This window comes from Aliivibrio sp. S2TY2, from assembly GCF_028765525.1.
Classification (GTDB): domain Bacteria; phylum Pseudomonadota; class Gammaproteobacteria; order Enterobacterales; family Vibrionaceae; genus Aliivibrio; species Aliivibrio finisterrensis_A.
Genome location: NZ_JARACS010000014.1, coordinates 36,204 through 53,984, shown reverse-complemented (window position 1 = coordinate 53,984; position 17,781 = coordinate 36,204). Strand labels below are relative to the sequence as shown.

General features: G+C 40.4%; 16 protein-coding genes. 11 read left to right on the top strand and 5 right to left on the bottom strand.

What is annotated here, in order from left to right; genetic code table 11:
- Nucleotides 1-3 precede the first annotated feature (3 nt).
- The 7 genes from rnhB to PVK63_RS17010 all read left to right on the top strand — a co-directional run bounded on the left by rnhB (nucleotide 4) and on the right by PVK63_RS17010 (nucleotide 8,435).
- Complete coding sequence (rnhB, locus tag PVK63_RS17040) at nucleotides 4-627, top strand: ribonuclease HII (protein WP_130047699.1); 624 nt, start codon at nucleotides 4-6, stop codon at nucleotides 625-627.
- Entirely contained in the window at nucleotides 627-4,106 is a 3,480-nt protein-coding gene (dnaE, locus tag PVK63_RS17035; protein ID WP_130085984.1) for a DNA polymerase III subunit alpha, read from the top strand. Before rnhB ends, dnaE begins: the two co-directional genes overlap by 1 nt.
- A 51-nt stretch (nucleotides 4,107-4,157) precedes the next feature.
- Entirely contained in the window at nucleotides 4,158-5,117 is a 960-nt protein-coding gene (gene accA, locus PVK63_RS17030) for an acetyl-CoA carboxylase carboxyl transferase subunit alpha (protein ID WP_130085985.1), read from the top strand.
- Nucleotides 5,118-5,190: 73 nt separating this feature from the next.
- Nucleotides 5,191-6,540, top strand: coding sequence for a tRNA lysidine(34) synthetase TilS (gene tilS, locus PVK63_RS17025; protein ID WP_130085986.1), 1,350 nt, complete (start codon nucleotides 5,191-5,193; stop codon nucleotides 6,538-6,540).
- 51 nt (nucleotides 6,541-6,591) lie between these two features.
- The gene (locus PVK63_RS17020; RefSeq protein WP_130085987.1) at nucleotides 6,592-6,903 is read left to right on the top strand and encodes a c-type cytochrome; all 312 of its coding nucleotides are present in this window, start codon (nucleotides 6,592-6,594) and stop codon (nucleotides 6,901-6,903) included.
- A gap of 240 nt (nucleotides 6,904-7,143) precedes the next feature.
- Entirely contained in the window at nucleotides 7,144-7,482 is a 339-nt protein-coding gene (gene glnB, locus PVK63_RS17015) for a nitrogen regulatory protein P-II (protein ID WP_060991646.1), read from the top strand.
- A gap of 86 nt (nucleotides 7,483-7,568) precedes the next feature.
- Nucleotides 7,569-8,435 (top strand): endonuclease/exonuclease/phosphatase family protein, encoded by an 867-nt coding sequence (locus PVK63_RS17010; protein WP_130085988.1) that lies wholly within the window; start codon nucleotides 7,569-7,571, stop codon nucleotides 8,433-8,435.
- On the opposite strand, the gene PVK63_RS17005 is transcribed toward PVK63_RS17010, so the two are convergent.
- The 3 genes from PVK63_RS17005 to gloB form a co-directional block, all read right to left on the bottom strand.
- Entirely contained in the window at nucleotides 8,416-9,108 is a 693-nt protein-coding gene (locus PVK63_RS17005; RefSeq protein ID WP_130047693.1) for a YIP1 family protein, read from the bottom strand. The genes PVK63_RS17010 and PVK63_RS17005 overlap by 20 nt on opposite strands.
- The gene (locus PVK63_RS17000) at nucleotides 9,105-10,670 is read right to left on the bottom strand and encodes a LysM peptidoglycan-binding domain-containing protein (RefSeq protein ID WP_130085989.1); all 1,566 of its coding nucleotides are present in this window, start codon (nucleotides 10,668-10,670) and stop codon (nucleotides 9,105-9,107) included. The genes PVK63_RS17005 and PVK63_RS17000 overlap by 4 nt, the downstream gene beginning before the upstream one ends.
- Nucleotides 10,671-10,781: 111 nt before the next feature.
- The gene (gene gloB, locus PVK63_RS16995; protein ID WP_130044057.1) at nucleotides 10,782-11,540 is read right to left on the bottom strand and encodes a hydroxyacylglutathione hydrolase; all 759 of its coding nucleotides are present in this window, start codon (nucleotides 11,538-11,540) and stop codon (nucleotides 10,782-10,784) included.
- Nucleotides 11,541-11,591: 51 nt separating this feature from the next.
- Here gloB and PVK63_RS16990 point away from each other — a divergent pair, with 51 nt between their 5' ends.
- Nucleotides 11,592-12,332 carry a methyltransferase domain-containing protein gene (locus tag PVK63_RS16990; protein WP_207215640.1) on the top strand — a complete coding sequence of 247 codons (741 nt, stop codon included), beginning with the start codon at nucleotides 11,592-11,594 and terminating at the stop codon, nucleotides 12,330-12,332.
- On the opposite strand, the gene rnhA is transcribed toward PVK63_RS16990, so the two are convergent.
- A complete protein-coding gene (gene rnhA / locus PVK63_RS16985; RefSeq protein ID WP_130085990.1) occupies nucleotides 12,329-12,802 on the bottom strand; it encodes a ribonuclease HI in 474 nt (157 codons plus the stop codon). The two genes, PVK63_RS16990 and rnhA, sit on opposite strands and share 4 nt — an antisense overlap.
- A gap of 37 nt (nucleotides 12,803-12,839) precedes the next feature.
- Here rnhA and dnaQ point away from each other — a divergent pair, with 37 nt between their 5' ends.
- The 3 genes from dnaQ (at nucleotide 12,840) to PVK63_RS16970 (ending at nucleotide 15,206) form a co-directional block, all read left to right on the top strand.
- Nucleotides 12,840-13,568, top strand: a complete 729-nt coding sequence (gene dnaQ / locus PVK63_RS16980; protein ID WP_130044060.1) for a DNA polymerase III subunit epsilon — start codon at nucleotides 12,840-12,842, stop codon at nucleotides 13,566-13,568.
- Between the two features lie 9 nt (nucleotides 13,569-13,577).
- Nucleotides 13,578-14,840, top strand: a complete 1,263-nt coding sequence (locus tag PVK63_RS16975) for a TIGR03503 family protein (protein WP_130085991.1) — start codon at nucleotides 13,578-13,580, stop codon at nucleotides 14,838-14,840.
- A 174-nt stretch (nucleotides 14,841-15,014) separates the two neighbouring features.
- Nucleotides 15,015-15,206, top strand: a complete 192-nt coding sequence (locus tag PVK63_RS16970; protein WP_242504764.1) for a hypothetical protein — start codon at nucleotides 15,015-15,017, stop codon at nucleotides 15,204-15,206.
- Nucleotides 15,207-15,278: 72 nt separating this feature from the next.
- On the opposite strand, the gene fadE is transcribed toward PVK63_RS16970, so the two are convergent.
- Entirely contained in the window at nucleotides 15,279-17,726 is a 2,448-nt protein-coding gene (gene fadE, locus PVK63_RS16965; RefSeq protein ID WP_130047687.1) for an acyl-CoA dehydrogenase FadE, read from the bottom strand.
- Between the last annotated feature and the right edge of the window lie 55 nt (nucleotides 17,727-17,781).

Sequence of the window (17,781 nt, the reverse complement as noted above, 5' to 3'; positions counted from 1 at the left end):
CTCATGACAAAAAAAACAGACTCAAAAGAATTACCACCATTTGAATACCCTGAAGGATACCAGTTATTTGCCGGTGTTGATGAAGTCGGGCGTGGGCCATTAGTTGGTGCTGTTGTTACTGCGGCTGTAATTTTAGACCCGAATAATCCGATAGAAGGGTTAACAGATTCAAAGAAACTGACAGATAAAAAACGAGAACAACTGTTTCCCGAAATTCAAGAAAAAGCCTTAGCATGGTCACTAGGCCGTTGTGAGGCACATGAAATTGATGAGTTGAATATTCTGCAAGCGACAATGGTTGCGATGCAAAGGGCTATTGCTGGGTTAAAGATAACGCCTGATTTTGCCTTAATTGACGGCAATAAAGTCCCTGATTTACCAATGGCAGGTTTAGCGGTTGTTAAAGGCGATTTACGAGTTCAAGAGATCAGTGCTGCATCCATTATTGCAAAAGTAACCCGTGACAGAGAGATGGAGGAGTTAGATAAAGAATTCCCTCAATATGGATTTGCCAAGCACAAAGGTTATCCAACCAAAGCACACTTTGCTGCGATTGAAGAGCATGGTGTGATTGCTGAACATCGCCGCAGCTTTAAACCCGTTAAGCGTGTGTTAGGAATTGAATAATGTCTGAACCTAAATTCGTACACCTCAGAGTACACAGTGATTTCTCACTAGTGGATGGGCTTTCAAAAGTGCCACCATTAGTGAAAAAAGTCGCTGAGTTAGGAATGCCTGCAATGGCATTGACAGATTTCACCAATTTATGTGGCTTAGTTAAGTATTATTTTGCTGCACATGGTGCTGGTGTTAAACCTATTATTGGGGCCGATTTTAAAGTTCAGTCACCAGAGCTTGGTAAGGAACTGTTTAATTTAACCATCTTAGCTAAAAATAATGAAGGGTATAAAAACCTAACATTATTGATCTCCAAAGCGTATTTACGCGGACATGTTCAGCATACACCGGTAATAGATAAAGAGTGGTTAATCGAGCATAAAGAAGGCTTAATACTTCTCTCTGGTGGTAAAAGCGGTGATATTGGAAAAGCCTTATTAAAGGGCAATAAAGATCTCGCTCGTGACTGTGTCGCGTTTTATCAAGAACACTTTTCAGAACATTACTATTTAGAGCTAACGCGAACAGGCCGACCTGACGAAGAGAGTTACTTGCACTTCGCTGTTGAGTTAGCCGAAAATGAAGGCCTACCAGTTGTTGCCACCAATGATGTTCGTTTTATTAAAGCCGATGACTTTGATGCGCATGAAATACGCGTGGCAATTCATGATGGTTTTACTTTAGAAGATCCTCGCCGCCCAAAACTCTACAGTGAACAACAATACCTGCGCTCAGAAGAAGAGATGTGTGAACTCTTTTCTGACATACCAGAAGCACTAGAAAACAGCGTTGAAATAGCAAAGCGCTGTAACGTAACGGTACGTCTGGGTGAATACTTTCTGCCTAACTTCCCAACAGAAGGGATGAAGATTGAAGATTTCCTCGTTAAGAAATCTCAAGAAGGTTTAGAAAGACGTTTAGCCTTTTTGTTTCCTGATGAGAAAGTGCGTTTAGAGCGTCGACCTGAATATGATGAACGTCTACAGATAGAGCTTGATGTTATTAACCAAATGGGATTCCCGGGTTACTTCTTGATCGTAATGGAATTTATCCAGTGGTCAAAAGATAACGATATTCCAGTTGGTCCCGGTCGTGGCTCAGGTGCGGGTTCTTTGGTTGCTTATGCTTTAGACATTACCGATCTTGATCCTCTTGAATACGACTTACTGTTCGAACGTTTCTTAAACCCTGAACGTGTATCCATGCCAGATTTTGATATCGATTTCTGTATGGATAAACGTGATCAAGTTATTGATCACGTAGCGGAAATGTATGGCCGTGATGCGGTATCTCAGATCATCACTTTTGGTACTATGGCTGCTAAAGCGGTAATTCGAGATGTAGGTCGAGTACTTGGTCATCCTTATGGTTTTGTTGACCGTATTTCTAAGTTAGTACCGCCAGATCCAGGAATGACGCTAGCCAAAGCGTTTGATGCTGAGCCACAACTGCCCGAACTCTATGAGGCGGATGAGGAAGTTAAAGCGCTGATCGATATGTGTCGTATCCTTGAAGGGTGTACACGAAATGCAGGTAAGCATGCGGGTGGCGTTGTTATTTCACCAACGACGATTACAGATTTTGCACCATTATATTGTGATGCAGATGGTAATTTCCCTGTAACGCAATTTGATAAAAATGACGTTGAAACAGCTGGATTAGTTAAGTTTGACTTCTTGGGTTTAAGAACGTTGACCATTATTGACTGGGCACTAGGCCTAGTTAACCCAAAGCGAGCAAAAGAAGGTAAAGATCCAATTCGAATCGAATCGATTCCTTTGGATGATCAGGCGTCATTTAATGTATTACAAAACTCGGAAACGACCGCGGTATTCCAACTAGAATCCCGTGGTATGAAAGATCTTATCAAACGTCTACAACCAGACTGTTTTGAAGATATTATCGCATTGGTGGCACTATTCCGTCCGGGGCCATTGCAATCAGGCATGGTAGATAATTTTATTGACCGTAAGCATGGTCGAGAAGAGGTTTCGTATCCGGATGCAACGTGGCAGCACGAGTCGTTAAAAGAAACGTTAGAGCCAACTTACGGCATTATCTTGTATCAAGAGCAAGTAATGCAGATTGCACAGATCTTAGCGGGCTATACGCTAGGTGGCGCGGATATGCTTCGTCGTGCAATGGGTAAGAAAAAGCCAGAAGAGATGGCAAAACAACGTGGTACCTTTAAAGAAGGTGCAATTGCAAATGGCGTTGATGGCGAGTTGTCGATGAAAATCTTCGACTTGGTAGAGAAGTTTGCAGGTTATGGCTTTAACAAATCTCACTCTGCGGCTTATGCACTCGTTTCTTATCAAACCTTATGGTTAAAAACGCATTATCCAGCGGAATTTATGGCTGCAGTAATGACGGCTGATATGGATAATACGGAAAAAGTCATCGGCTTGGTTGATGAATGTTTCCGTATGAAGTTGAAAGTATTGCCACCAGATGTTAATGCGGGTTTATATCGTTTCAATGTCGATGAAGATGGTGCCATCGTTTATGGTATTGGTGCAATCAAAGGCGTTGGTGAGGGCCCAATTGAAAATATCATCGAAGCACGAAATAAAGGCGGGCATTTCCGTGATTTATTCGATTTTTGTGCTCGCATTGATACAAAGAAAACCAATAAGCGTGTTGTAGAAAAATTGATCCGCTCAGGTGCATTAGATCGACTTGGACCGCATCGTGCAGCATTAATGGCTTCATTAGAGGATGCCATGAAAGCGGCAGGCCAGCATCATCAAGCCGAAGCTTTTGGTCAATCGGATATGTTCGGGGTGTTAACTCAAGCGCCAGAAGAAGTAGAGCAAGCGTATATTCATGTACCAAGATGGCCTGAAAAAGTATGGCTTGAGGGAGAGCGTGAAACATTAGGTCTTTATTTAACTGGGCACCCAGTGAATGCCTATATTAAAGAGTTGTCTCGATATACTACTTGGCGATTGAATGATGCTCACGTTACGAGACGTGATCAAACAGTAACAGTTGCAGGTTTAGTGATTGCTGCTAGAGTAATGACCACTAAACGAGGTAATCGTATTGGTTTGATGACATTAGATGACAGATCTGGCCGAATGGAAGTGATGTTGTTCTCAGATGCGCTTGATCGATACGCTGATTTACTAGAAACTGATAAAATAGTGCTCGTTTCGGGACAGGTCAGCTTTGATGATTTCAATGGTGGGCTTAAAATGTCAGCCCGTGAAGTGATGTCATTGGGAGATGCACGAGAAAAATACGCTCGTGGGTTATCCGTTTCTGTTACCGATGCGCAAATTAACAACCAATTTTTTGAACGCTTTAGTCAAATACTAGAGCCGAACCGGGCAGGGACTGTTCCGGTAAATGTATATTATCAGCGAGCTGATGCTCGTGTTAAGTTGGTCTTAGGAACAGAATGGCGAGTGACGCCAACAGACCAACTGATGGATGATTTGAAATCGTTGCTTGGCGAACAGCAAGTCGAGCTTGAATTTAACTAGAATAAATAAGGCTACTAATTTGAGTAGCCTAGAACTAACAAGGATTCTTTAATGAGCCTAAATTTTCTTGAATTTGAAAAACCAATTGCAGAACTAGAAGCTAAGATTGAAGCGCTGCGTGATATTTCTCGTCGTGGTGGAGATAATACGCTTGATCTAGAAAAAGAAATTAAGCAATTAGAAGATAAATGTTTAGAGCTTAAAAAGAAAACATTTAGTGACCTAGGTGCGTGGGAAGTTGCTCAACTTGCTCGTCACCCTGAGCGTCCATATGTATTAGATTATATCGAGCATATGTTTACTGAGTTTGATGAATTAGCAGGCGATCGTGCTTTTGCTGATGATAAAGCGCTTGTCGGTGGTATTGCTCGTTTAGATGGTCGTCCAGTAATGGTTATTGGTCATCAAAAAGGTCGTGGTACAAAAGAAAAAGTAATACGCAATTTCGGTATGCCAAAACCTGAAGGTTACCGTAAAGCAAAGCGTCTAATGCAGATGGCAGAGCGCTTTAAAATGCCTATCATTACTTTCATCGATACCGCTGGTGCTTACCCAGGTGTTGGTGCAGAAGAGCGTGGCCAATCTGAAGCTATCGCAATGAACCTAAAAATCATGTCTGAGCTAAGCGTTCCAGTTATCTGTAATGTTGTTGGTGAAGGTGGTTCTGGTGGTGCTCTAGCTATCGGTGTTGGTGATTACGTGAACATGCTTCAATACTCTACTTACTCTGTAATTTCTCCAGAAGGTTGTGCTTCAATCTTATGGCGTGATTCAGATAAAGCGCCACAAGCTGCTGAAGCGATGGGTCTTGTCGCTCCTCGCTTAAAAGAGTTAGAGTTGATTGATACGATTATCGATGAACCGCTAGGTGGTGCGCACCGAGATCATAAAACGACCGCTGCAAATATTAAGGCACGTTTGATTGAACAATTGAATGAGCTTGAAGGTTTTGATGAAGAGGCATTGCTTGATCGTCGTTACCAACGCTTAATGAGTTACGGTTACTGCTGATAATTTTTGTCAGATAGAGTAAAGTGAAAGCGAGCCTGAGTGCTCGCTTTTTTATTATCTGGATATATTGTTTATGCTTTATTCTCAATTCTCATCTCAATTAGCTTCTTATCCTGTCGCTACACCACATCTTGTTGTTGCCTTAAGTGGTGGTATTGATTCAATGGTGCTTCTTCGGTTGGCATCTATTTATGCTAAAGATAAGCAATTAGAATGCATTGCCGTCCATGTTAATCATGGTTTAAGTCAGCATGCATTTGATTGGGAAGCCGTATGCCAAGTGCATTGTGATTCTTTATCAATCCCATTAAATATTGAGCGGGTTGAGCTTGTTGTGAGCGCTCAAGATAGTTTGGAAGAGGTAGCAAGAAAAGCACGCTATAAAGCATTAGATAAGTATATACAGGCCAATAGCTTATTACTTACGGGTCAACATCAAGATGACCAAGCCGAAACCTTTTTTTTGGCACTAAAAAGAGGCAGTGGACCGGCTGGATTATCCTCTATGCCATCAATTACGCCTTTATCTCAAGGTTATAAATGTCGGCCATTACTTTCTGTTTCTCGAGCTGAGATTGAGCAGTACGCACAAGATAACCAACTTGAATGGGTTGAAGATGAAAGTAATAACGATACACGGTTCGACCGTAATTTTTTACGTCATGATGTTGTGCCTAATTTGGTACAACGTTGGCCAAGTTTTACTTCTGCGGTATCCCGTAGTGCTCAGTTGTGTGCCGAGCAAGAAAGTCTGCTAAATGAATTACTTTCCCCAAAGCTGGTAGAGTTTCAAAATGCGTATCAAGGTATTTCTATTTTACGATTGATCCATGAATCGCCATTAGCTCGTAATATGTTGTTAAGATTATGGTTAAAGCAGTTTGCTATTCCTTTGCCAAGCCAAGCACAACTTGGTGTGCTATGGAATGAAGTGGCGCAAGCAAAAGAAGATGCGAACCCTACATTAGCACTTGGCTCTGTTCAACTTAGACGCTCCCAAGGTTATTTATACTGTTTGCCTCATTATGAAGAACTGTCTAAGTGGAGAAGTGAGCTAAAGGATAAGTTACTACTACCAGACGCCCTTGGGAAACTGACCTTGTTACCAGTAGTGACAGAGGATAAAGCCGCTACCATTACCTCTTCAAATCAAGAGGCTTTGTTATTAAGAGCACCTTCAGAAAACGAGAAAGTTGAAGTACGTTTTAATGTGGTAGGTTTAACGCCTCATCCTGAAGCTCGTCAGCACAGTCGAAAAATGAAAAAGTTATATCAAGAGTATGAAGTACCCAGTTGGCAAAGAACTCGAATGCCAATGGTTTTTTATAATGATGAACTGGCTGCTGTTGCGGGCTTATTTGTTTGTCAAAAATTTTCAGGCGAAGAATGTGAGCTACACTGGCATAAAACTGAATTTGAATAGACATTGATAACTAACTTGGCAAAATAACCAAAAATAATAAGGAGCAATGGAATGAAAAAAATAATTGTATGGGCGTTTTTCGCTTTATTTGCATCAGCACCAACACTAGCTGCAGGGGATGCGGCAGCAGGGAAGGCAAAATCGGCGATATGTGCTTCTTGTCATGGCGCTGATGGTATTGCGGTTATTCCAGGTTATCCAAACCTGAAAGGTCAAAATGCTCAATATATTGAATCTTCATTGAAAGCGTATAAAAATAAGCAACGAAGTGGTGGTAATTCAGCAATAATGCAACCAATGGCAGCAATATTAAGTGATACCGATATGGCAAATTTAGCAGCCTATTATTCGACAATGAAGTAATACCAATCTACATAAGTATTTGATCATTCTTGCTTGTTAAAATCGATTATATCTGCGTTATAAATTTTGTAATTAGATCAACTAGTTACTGTAATTTATGCCTTGCTCTAATCGATTTTTCCTACGCAATTATCTGAACAACTATTTATCCAGAATGGTATGATGTAATTCCTAGGTTGTATGTTCGCTTTGGCTCAAGGATAATAGGTGGATACTATTTATTAATGTTAAGGGACTAATATGAAAAAGATCGAAGCCATTATTAAGCCATTTAAACTTGATGATGTGCGTGAAAGCCTTGCTGATGTCGGAATTACAGGTATGACTGTCTCTGAAGTTAAAGGTTTTGGTCGTCAAAAAGGTCATACAGAGTTGTATCGTGGCGCTGAATATATGGTTGATTTTTTACCTAAAGTGAAATTAGAAATCGTAGTGACTGATGACGTGGTTGATCAGTGTGTTGATGCGATTATTGAAACGGCGCAAACAGGTAAAATTGGTGATGGTAAAATCTTTATCACAGATGTGAGTCGAGTTATTCGTATTCGTACGGGTGAAGAAGACGAAGACGCAATTTAATACCCACATAAACATGAGTATCTGCTAATCTAGTTAGCATTATTACTATTTAAGGAAGGAGTGATGATTCACTCCTTTTTTTGTTTATGAAAATGAAAACCCGCTTATTATCATGTGCTGCGATTGCTGTTGGTTTAACGTTGACGGCAAAGGCATTTATTTTCACTGTACCTACAGATCCTGAATTTATTGAGATCTCCTCAACACCAGAGCAAGTTGTTCCTCAATATAAATCCGGTTGTGCTCAGTTTGATGTTTCTGCACCGATTGACCGTAATGGTCAATTGAATGTATTGGTGTGGAATATTTATAAACAACAGAAAGTGGATTGGGAAAAAGCATTAAAGGCATTATCTGAACCATCAGATTTAGTGTTGTTGCAAGAAGCCAGTCTAACGCCTGAGCTAAAGCAATTTGTGATTGATAGATCCTACTCAGCAGAATTAGTGCGTGCCTTTGATGTGTTTGATACTAGCGCAGGTGTATTAACGTTAGCAAAATCGCCGGCAACCAAAGTGTGTGCGCATACCGCAATAGAGCCTTGGCTTCGCTTGCCTAAATCGGCACTATTGTCTGAATATAAACTCTCGAATGGTGAAAACTTGATGGTTGTTAATCTTCATGCAATTAACTTTACCTTAGGTACTGAAGACTATAAAAAACAAATAGAGTCGCTCTCTAAGGAGGTCGAAGAACAGCAAGGTCCTTTAATTGTTGCAGGTGATTTTAATACTTGGAGTGATGCAAGGTTAAGTGAATTAACCCAGCAAACTGAACGGTTGAATTTAAAAGAAGTGATCTTTACACCAGATGAAAGAATGCGTTTTATTACAGGCTTACCGTTAGACCATATTTTTTATCGTGGATTAAAAGTAAAAGAAGCGCACTCAATAAAGAGCAACGCTTCTGATCATAACCCTTTACAGGTAAGTTTTAGCCTGAAAACGCCGTAACAAAGCCCCACAATGTAAAGCAGCTAACCCAAGGTAGAATGGCAATGATAAGTGCCTTTGAGCGCTCTAAGTCTGTCCATGCGCCTAAAGCAGCATAGCTTAGCGCAATATACCAAGGCATTAGTAGTGGGAAAGAACTCGCATAAGCAGACCAGTGATCTGTCATTGGTAACTTCATTAAGCCATTTAAGCTGTTTAAATCGGCAGCGTAAGGCATGATATTCGCGTGATTAAGCAATAGGCTAGCGTAACTTGCTATATCACCAATTAATGCAGGGAACATCACAATGGTGCTGCCTGCTACCCATTTGAAGTAACCGTGCTGATATTGGCTCTGTTTTGTTGCCAGTTTGAACCACAATGCTAATAGCAGAATAGTCGCAGTTCGGCCCATAACATCGTTAATCACTTCGCCGGCCAGTAATATCTCTTTAGTTAACCATTCAGGTTGAACTTGCCCACCAATACTTTCTATTTGGGCGGTTAAGTTAGTGGTTACCCATTCGAAATTCACTAAATCGAAATAGGTTCCCCAAAACATGAATGGTGCGAAGACCAATAAAATATAAGGTAGCCATGCCCATTTGCCACGCTCGTATAGCGCGGCAAAACAGTCAGCAGGTGAGCGGAATATATCGACCAATAAGATCAATGGATTTGAAGAAGGTGTCATACGTTTACCTTAGTAACATCAACGTAAAGTTTTAATTTTTGACCTGGCTTAATGTAAGAGCCACGTTCGATGTTATTCCATTTCATAATATCTGTCACAGAGACACTGAATTTCTGTGCGATAGAGCTTAGGTTATCCCCTTGTCTGATTTGATAATGTACAGTTCGGATGATTGCGCCATCAGAGCTGTTTTTCCAAATCACTAAGTTCTGACCTACGCGTAATGAATCTTTTGGTGCCATGCCATTCCATTTTGCTAAATCACGGTATGAAATTGAGTTATCACGCGCGATGCTCCATAAGCTTTCACCGTCTTTTACTTTATGACTTAGTTTATATTTACCTTTGGCTTTTGCTTGTGTTTTCTTTAAGCGCTGAGGTGCACTTAATGCATAAGTTTTATTGCCTTGAGAAGCGGTTGGAATAAGTAAGTGTTGCCCAACACGAATACTAGAACCATTTAAATCATTGGTTTGTTCTATGATTTTTGTTGTTGTGTTGTGTTTTACTGCAAGCTGACTAATCGTATCACCAGGTTGTACTTTATAGCGTACAACTTTCATGGTTTTATCACCATTCTTCTTTAGGTTCGCATTAAATTGCGCTACATTTTCAATAGGTAGCAATAGGTGGTATGGACCATCTGGAGAGGTTGCCCATTGGTTATAAGCTGGGTTATAACCTTGCAATTCGGTAATTGAAATACCAGCAAATTCTGCAGCAATGGCAAGATCTAATTGTTGCTTAGGATCAACCATTTCTAAAACAGGTTTGTTTGAAATAGGTGGTAGCTCTACGCCATATTTCTCATGGTTTTTAATGATATCTGCTAATGCTAATAGTTTTGGAACATAGCCACTGGTTTCTTTTGGTAAATCTAATGAGAAGAAATCGGTTGGTTTGCCTAATCTTTTATTTTTCTTAATGGCTCTTGATACGCGGCCTGCACCACTATTGTATGACGCGATAGATTGCTGCCAGTTACCATCAAAGCGACTGTCAAAATATTCCATATAGTCTAAAGCTGCGTTTGTGGCTGCTGGTACATCACGACGACCGTCATACCACCAATTACGTTCTAGCTTAAAGCGATCGGCAGTTCCGGGTACAAACTGCCATAAACCGGCCGCACTGCCGTGAGAATACGCAAATGGGTCAAACGAACTTTCAACTACAGGAAGCAAAACAAGCTCCATAGGTAAGTCACGTTTTTCAATTTCAACGGTGATCATATACAAGAAGGGCTGTGCTCGCTTTGCAACGGTACGCAAATGACTTGGGTGCTTGATGTACCAATTACGGTAATAATCAATCGATTCATGCTTTGGAATAGGCATGTCTAATTGCATAGCAATGCGTTGCCAAACATCTTCTTGTTCTTGTGGTGTTGGTGCTGGCTTCTCAACGGGTGTTGTTTTTACTGGTGTAGTATCTGGTTTTGAAGGCGCAACTATCGATGATGAAGTTCCTGAGGTGTTGTCAGTTTGATTTTCTTCAGGTGAGGGTACAGTTTGACAGCCTGCAAGTAATGCCAATCCAATCCAGTGGAGTTTAAATTTCATTGTGTATTGCCTTCAGTGTGTTGCGCCAACCTCTTTGACGAGATTGGCATTCATATTTTTTATTTGGAGACGGATAATACGTTGCAACCACACTTCAAACAAGTTTCCTACTTAAAACTCATCTTTCCATCTTCTTAATGCGGCAAAGGTCTCAACTTCTGTATTGTCGTTAACCTTGTTTGCTACGGCGTGTTTAACCGCAGGTTCATTGGTTCTTAAGAAGGGGTTGATTAGTTTCTCACGTTGAAGTGTTGATGGAAGTGTCGACTTACCATGAGCTCTAAGTCGCAATACTTTTTCTCTGTATTGCTGTAGGTAATCATTATCTGGCTCAACAGCAAGGGCAAAAGCTAAGTTTGATGCAGTGTATTCATGAGCACAATACACTTCAGTTTCATCGGGTAGGGCAGCTAATTTTTGTAGTGAATTAAACATTTGCTCTGCGGTTCCTTCAAATAATCGTCCGCAGCCAGCAGAGAATAAGGTATCACCACAAAATAGTTTTTCATCACCGATATAAGCTATATGCCCTTTAGTGTGGCCTTCAACGCCAAGTACCATGAATTTTTCATCAAATATCTCAACAAAGTCACCGTCGCTAACTGGGTGTGTTAACGTTGGAATCGGTTCATTTTCAGGGCCAACAACATTAACGCTTGGAAATTGTCGGACAAGTTCAGGTACACCACCAATATGGTCATGGTGGTGGTGAGTAATTAAAATAGCATCTAAAATAAAGCCATCAGCGTTGATTACTTCTAAAACAGGGGCTGCATCACCTGGGTCAACTACAACACAGTGATTATCATTGTTGTGAATTAACCAAATGTAATTATCATTAAATGCAGGTATGCTTTTGATAGTTAGCATTAACCTTTCTCCAAATTCGATGTCATAAAATAGTTATAGGTAACGATATTGATTAAGCCAGCACTGCTTGATAAAAAAATTGAGAAACCACATTCATGGTCAGATATTCCTCACGGTACATGGATAAGTGAGTTGATTCAGTCTCGTCTTGATGAATGGTGTCCGAAACTGTTTGGCTATCATATGCTTAAAATTGGTGGTTTGAGTGCTGAACTCGAGAGTCGCTTTTGTAATATTAAACACCAAGTAAACCTAGATAACAAAAATTCATTACGAAATATTACGTCTGATTTACCTCAACTTCCTTTTTTAGAAAAAAGTATTGATGCTTGCGTGCTTGCTCATCAGCTTGATTATTCATCAGATCCTCATCAATTATTGAGAGAGGTTGATCGGGTATTAATTAATGATGGTTATGTTATTTTAACTGGGTTTAACCCAATGAGTGCGATAGGGCTTGCTAGCTTATTCCCATGGAGAAAAAATAACCTACCGTGGAGTGGGCGAATGTTTACACCACATCGAATCAAAGATTGGCTTAGTGTGTTAAATTTTGAAGTAGTCTACAGTGACTGTTTTGCATTAGCGCCTTTAACTCGCTATCGCACAATATGGACTTGGTTTGAAAATTTAGGTGGGGATTCTGTTAAACCAATCAGTGGTATCTATTTTATCGTAGCCAGAAAGCGTACCTATCCATTGCGACCGATTAAATCTGCTTGGAAAAAGAAGCCGAAATTGGCTCCTATTTCAGTTGCTCAAACACATCAGAGTAAAGTTAAGTCAGATTAGCCAGGATAACCCGCATCATCTTTAGTCGGGTTTTCTGCTGCTGTTCTTGCTAGTTCATCACACATTTCATTTTCACGATGACCAGCGTGACCCTTAACCCAGCGCCAATCTATACTGTGGCGTTCTGCTTCTGCATCTAATTGCTTCCAAAGATCTGCATTAACAACCGGTTTCTTATCCGCTTTTTTCCATCCACGTTTTTTCCAACCGTGAATCCATTGTGTGATCCCTTGGCGCACATATTGGCTATCGGTTGTTAATACCACAGAACAAGGCTCTTTAAGGGTACGTAAAGCAATAACCGCTGCTAACATCTCCATACGGTTATTTGTGGTTAGATTAAACCCTTCAGAAAAGGTTTTTTCGGTCCCTTTATAGCGCATTACAATACCGTATCCACCTGGACCTGGGTTACCTAAACAAGAACCATCTGTGAAAATTTCAACCTGCTTCATTATCTCTGTTATCATTAGAAGAATTTAGAAATAGTCTGACACAAATGAGCCTATGAATACTAGCGACAATTCCCCGAATCGAATTATTGTTCTCGATACAGAAACCACAGGTATGAATTTTTCCGGTGGCCCAGTTTATGAAGGTCACCGTATTGTTGAGATTGGTGCAGTCGAGATCATCAATCGAAAATTAACCGGTAATCACTTTCATGTATATATTAAGCCTGATCGATTAATTGATCTTGAGGCAATTGATGTTCATGGTATTACTGATGAGTTTTTGTATGACAAACCAGAATATAAAGATATTCATGATGAATTTTTAGCCTTCATAAAAGGTGCGGAGCTGGTTGCTCATAACGCGCCCTTTGATGTTGGCTTCATGGATTATGAATTCAGTAAATTAAACAAGCTTATCGGTACTACCGATCAGTATTGTAAGATTACCGATACCTTGGCCATGGCGAAGAAAATCTTCCCAGGTAAGCGTAATAACCTTGATATTCTTTGTGAGCGCTATGGAATTGATAACTCACATCGTACGCTTCACGGCGCTTTACTCGATGCCGAAATTCTAGCTGATGTTTACTTATTAATGACGGGTGGACAAACAAGCTTGAGTTTTAATGCTGGTAATCAATCCGATTCCTCAGAAGAAAGCATTAAAAGATTGAATTCAGGAAGAAAAGGATTAAAGGTTTTGCATGCTACGGCCGATGAAATAGAAGCGCATGAAAAGCGCTTAGATATCGTTGGTGATGCCTGTTTGTGGCGTAGTTAGGAGTGTAATATGTGGCGGTTATTGATCATTGTACTGTTTTTCCCAATGCTTTCTTGGGCAAAGAGTACTGAAATGTCGTGGCTGGATAACCGTTTTCGTGTTGATCCAACCATAAAGCAAGTCTCTTTTTTAGTTTATAGAGAAAAAGCATCACAAGCCGTAACGCTCGTTCGTCCTGATGGCACTAAATACTACGCATGGGAACACCCAGAGCATGTAGCTTGGTATGAAGAAAATGGCATGGATATTATCTCTATCGAAAATCCAATGCCGGGGCCTTGGCAGGCGATAGGTAAGATCACACCTAAAAATAAAGTTAAGATATTATCTAACCTTACTTTGAATGTAGATTCGTTACCTAAAAAGCTATATCAATCAGAAAGTTTGAAGTTTACAGCCAGATTATTACAAGATGGTAAGCCATTAGTATTACGAGATTTTTTAAATCGTATCAAACTCAATGTGACGTTTACTCCTTATCTTGCCAATGAAAAAGAATTGGTGAAAGAAGCACGTCCATTAGCTGAAGTTCTAGGGACTTTTGAAGATGATGGACAAGATCTTGATGAAGTCGCAGCAGATGGCGTATTTACGGTAAATCTGCCTATTAATGTTAAACCTGGAAAATACTGGGTTCGAATTCAATCTCGCAATGGTGTATTTCTACGCACAGTAGAGCAAGACGTATTAGTTTACCCTGCGCCGATTCGGGCGAGTTTTACCCAAGCTCGTAATCAAAGCCTTTCTCACTCTATGAGTGTTGATACCGAAGGTGGCGTTATTAAGAGCGGTTCACTTGCAGCTCATATTGAGCAAATCGACCCAAATAAAGTGGTAACGATTACTCAATCTCAAGCTGAAAAAGAGGAGAGTAAACTGTATTTCGATTTACCTAATAGTTATCTTCCTGGCAAAAATACGTGGTCAGGATGGGTGTATGCCACCGATCTTGCGACTTCTCGTCCGCTTCAGTTTTATCTTGGTAAACACAATTATGGTGTTACTGAACCTATCGATTTAAAAGCAGCGTATGAAGCAAGACTGAAAGAAGAAGCTGCTCAGCGTAAGATTGAAGAACAGAAAAAACTAGAAGAAGATCGTGCAGAGGCGCGTAAGTGGTTTTGGATTTATATTGGGGTTGGTAACTTACTTATCATCGTTCTTATTTTTGGCGGTATTTTTGGTTGGAAAAAAATAAAATCAATTAAAGAGAAAAAAGCGGCAGCGCCTAAGTCAGAAAAATTGTCGATGCCACCACCGCCTAAAGTTTAAGTTGCAGTATTAAATATAAGCAAAATCAATATAAGGCCGCAAAAATGCGGCTTTTTTTTATTGAATCTTTATTTTGTTACATTTTTAAATTAGATAACGTTTGCTTTTTTATAATATTTGTAATTTATATTTCGATTAAATATAATCCGCTCAATTATTGATAGGGGAACTATTTTGGATAAGTATAAGGTAACGTTAGAAGCGGCTTTTAAAGATCAATTAATAAAAAATAATAAAGTTACACTGAGTAATTTAATTGGTTGTGGCCTGCTAGGTGTTGATAATAACAGCGTTGATTATTTATCCATTGAAGAGATTATTTACTTAAAGTTAGTTGTTAACTTGAATAGTTCACTTACAGCTTAAAATTAAAATAGGTTAAAATAAAAAGGCCAGAGTAGTGACTCTGGCCTTTTGCTATCTATTAAGGTCAATCTATTACGCTATTTTACTGTGCTCAAATTCATTCGTTTGAGGTTTTACAATAAGTTCGCTTGGATCAAAGTCTTCAACACTAATTGTTGCTAAACGACTTTTCTCGGCTTTACGTAGTAAAAGCGCCTCTTTATCCGAGATAATGTTTAGTTCTAAACCGACTTTAGCAACACGGTCTAACTGCATAAATGGCAGGCGTTGTTTTGATTCTTTACATACTCGGTCATAAATGGGCTCAGCAGTTAAGATATCAATTAATGCTTCTTCCATTTTTCCTACTGGATTAAATCGGCTTGCTTCCAAGAATAACCCGCGACCAATTCGGCTACGTGCACCTGATGGTTCTTGAAGAATACGAGCCAGTTTATGGTCTAGTTTGTCACTTGGACGCTGACGACGTAACCCAGTCGGTAATAGGATAAAACGCATTGCACCTGCAACAAATCGGTTAGGGAAGTTAGACAGCAGCCCATCAATTGCTTGCTCTGCTTGGTGTAGTGAATCTTGAACACTCCAATGAACTAACGCTAAATCTTCTTTTTGACGGCCTTCATCATCAAAGCGTTTTAATGTTGATGTTGTTAAATAAAGTTGACTTAATACATCACCGAGACGAGCAGACATACGCTCACGACGTTTTAAACTACCACCTAGTACAGCCATTGAAATGTCTGATAATAAGGCAAGGTTAGTACTGTAGCGGTTTACTTGTTGATAATAACGCTTTGTTTCATCACTAAATGGGGCTTTAGAACCACGACCATCAGTTAAACCAAACCACAGTGAGCGAACAAAGTTGCTGATACCAAAACCAATATGGCCAAATACGGCCGCATCAAATTTTTCAAGAGAAGCTTGTTTATCTTCTAAATAAGCCGCACCCATTTCTTCGAGTACGTAAGGGTGACAGCGAATCGCGCCCTGACCATAAATGATCATTGAACGAGTCAGAATATTTGCACCTTCAACCGTAATTGCAATTGGAGAGCCTTGGTAACCTCGAGCCAAGAAGTTTGAGTTACCTAAACAAATCCCTTTACCGCCAGCAATGTCCATTCCATCAATGGCAATACGTTGTGCACGATGAGTACAGTGGTATTTTACAATTGCAGAGATAACCGATGGTTTTTCACCTTGAACGATACCAGCTACCGTTAGGTTACTTGCAGCATCCATCATGTAAGCGTTACCCGCCATACGTGCCAATGGCTCTTCAATCCCTTCCATTTTACCAATCGGTAGTTTGAACTGACGACGAATTCGCGCATAAGCACCTGTTGCAAGGGCTGCTGTTTTTGCACCACCTGTTGCGTTTGATGGTAGCGTAATACCACGGCCAACTGACAAGCATTCCACCAGCATACGCCAACCATGTCCTGCCATTTTTTCACCACCGATAATGTAATCCAATGGAACAAACAGGTCATTACCTTGGGTTGGACCATTTTGGAATGGCACATTAAGAGGGAAATGACGACGACCAATCTTCACGCCTTCTAAATTTGTAGGGATAAGCGCACAGGTAATACCAAGGTTCTTTTTATTCCCTAATAAACCATCAGGATCTTGAAGCTTAAATGCTAGGCCTAATACTGTAGCTACAGGCGCAAGGGTGATGTAACGCTTATTCCAAGTAATGCGCATGCCGACAACTTCTTTGCCTTCCCACATTCCTTTGGTTACGATGCCAAAATCAGGAATAGATCCCGCATCAGAGCCCGCTTCAGGACTTGTTAACGCAAAACATGGGATCTCTTTGCCTTCAGCCAAGCGAGGTAAGTAATGGTTTTTCTGATCTTCTGTACCATAGTGTTGCAGTAGTTCTCCTGGCCCTAATGAGTTAGGCACACCAACGGTAATAGAAAGTACACCAGAGACACTGGTCAATTTTTGTAATACACAAGACTGTGCATACGCAGAAAACTCTAAACCGCCGTATTTTTTCTTAATGATCATGGCGAAGAACTTATGGTCTTTCAGATATTGCCATACTTCAGGAGGCAAGTCGGCAAGCTCATGCGTCACTTCATAGTCGTTTACCATGCGGCACACTTCAGTTACAGGCCCATCCATGAAGGCTTGCTCTTCCGCTGATAAGGTATTTTTGGGAATATTATGTAGAAATTTCCAATCAGGGTTACCTTTAAATAGCTCAGCTTCCCACCAAACAGTTCCTGCTTCAATCGCATCTTTTTCCGTTTGTGACATTTCAGGCATTACGCCTTTAAACATAGCCAATGCTTTATTACTGAAGAGGGATTGCCTTATTGAAGGAATATTTAATGGTACCGAAATAGCTAAGAAAACAGCCCATGTAATAGGGCCGGCGTAACCTAGCCCTGAACTGACGGCAAGGATCCCTGCGGTTACTAAGGTTGCAGTTCGCAAAGATTGTCGATGGTAACTTAATGCAGCAAGTGCGATTACAGTTGCTAATAGTGTCAGGGCCATGTGATTCTCCTTTTCCGGCGCTGCTCTGTTTGTAGGAACAGAGGTGATTACGATA

What these genes read in the sequence shown, in the direction of transcription:
- rnhB (WP_130047699.1), top strand. Translation starts at nt 4, where the DNA reads ATGACAAAAAAAACAGACTCAAAAGAATTACCACCATTTGAATACCCT.
- dnaE (WP_130085984.1), top strand. Translation starts at nt 627, where the DNA reads ATGTCTGAACCTAAATTCGTACACCTCAGAGTACACAGTGATTTCTCA.
- accA (WP_130085985.1), top strand. Translation starts at nt 4,158, where the DNA reads ATGAGCCTAAATTTTCTTGAATTTGAAAAACCAATTGCAGAACTAGAA.
- tilS (WP_130085986.1), top strand. Translation starts at nt 5,191, where the DNA reads ATGCTTTATTCTCAATTCTCATCTCAATTAGCTTCTTATCCTGTCGCT.
- PVK63_RS17020 (WP_130085987.1), top strand. Translation starts at nt 6,592, where the DNA reads ATGAAAAAAATAATTGTATGGGCGTTTTTCGCTTTATTTGCATCAGCA.
- glnB (WP_060991646.1), top strand. Translation starts at nt 7,144, where the DNA reads ATGAAAAAGATCGAAGCCATTATTAAGCCATTTAAACTTGATGATGTG.
- PVK63_RS17010 (WP_130085988.1), top strand. Translation starts at nt 7,569, where the DNA reads ATGAAAATGAAAACCCGCTTATTATCATGTGCTGCGATTGCTGTTGGT.
- PVK63_RS17005 (WP_130047693.1), bottom strand. Translation starts at nt 9,108, where the DNA reads ATGACACCTTCTTCAAATCCATTGATCTTATTGGTCGATATATTCCGC.
- PVK63_RS17000 (WP_130085989.1), bottom strand. Translation starts at nt 10,670, where the DNA reads ATGAAATTTAAACTCCACTGGATTGGATTGGCATTACTTGCAGGCTGT.
- gloB (WP_130044057.1), bottom strand. Translation starts at nt 11,540, where the DNA reads ATGCTAACTATCAAAAGCATACCTGCATTTAATGATAATTACATTTGG.
- rnhA (WP_130085990.1), bottom strand. Translation starts at nt 12,802, where the DNA reads ATGATAACAGAGATAATGAAGCAGGTTGAAATTTTCACAGATGGTTCT.
- dnaQ (WP_130044060.1), top strand. Translation starts at nt 12,840, where the DNA reads ATGAATACTAGCGACAATTCCCCGAATCGAATTATTGTTCTCGATACA.
- PVK63_RS16975 (WP_130085991.1), top strand. Translation starts at nt 13,578, where the DNA reads ATGTGGCGGTTATTGATCATTGTACTGTTTTTCCCAATGCTTTCTTGG.
- fadE (WP_130047687.1), bottom strand. Translation starts at nt 17,726, where the DNA reads ATGGCCCTGACACTATTAGCAACTGTAATCGCACTTGCTGCATTAAGT.